Below are 598 nucleotides of genomic sequence, written 5' to 3' on the forward strand. Positions count from 1 at the left end.
GTTATGACGCGCTGCCCGCGCCCGAACAGTTCAGCTGAGCGGAAGAGGTTCCGCCCCGTTAAATCATTGTTTTGGTGGATGCTGGATGACGACATGGCTTACCTATCTGCGAACAAATCTTCGGTTCAGTCCTTGAGTAAAACAAGAACTAGCGATGTTAGACGAAATGGCCAAAAGCGACGCCGGTATCGGCGCAAAGCTACACGACCAGATATGTCTTCCGCAGTCACGATCCAAAGTCTAATGAGCGGAGCGGCGATGATCACGTGAAAGTTCTGTCGCAAGACTGCGAACAAGAAAACACACATGGCGGCAACAGGAGGGCGGTCCCTCAGAATGACATTTCCTGGAAGGGTGAGGTCCTGATGTTGCATCTCGATGTGCATTGCTATTTCCGATCCTCCGGCCTGCCGGGAATACGAATTGCGCCGCTGGCGATCAGCGCATCGATGTGCTCTTGATCGATGCCAGTCTCCCGCAGAACCTCGACCGTATGCTCGCCCAAATCGGGCGCAGGGCGATCAAAGATGAGCGACGAGCCGGAGAGCTTCAGGGGTTCTAGTATGACACGATAGCGGCCCCCGTAGCTGTGCTTGAC

The 598-nt window shown here is 54.7% G+C and carries 1 pseudogene; it reads right to left on the reverse strand.

What is annotated here, in order from left to right:
* Positions 1-388 precede the first annotated feature (388 nt).
* Positions 389-598, reverse strand: a pseudogene (locus EOA85_RS37970) (hypothetical protein); the annotation flags it as partial.

The sequence above is a fragment of the Mesorhizobium sp. M5C.F.Ca.IN.020.29.1.1 genome (assembly GCF_003997375.1).
In the GTDB taxonomy this organism is placed as follows: Bacteria; Pseudomonadota; Alphaproteobacteria; order Rhizobiales; family Rhizobiaceae; genus Mesorhizobium; species Mesorhizobium wenxiniae.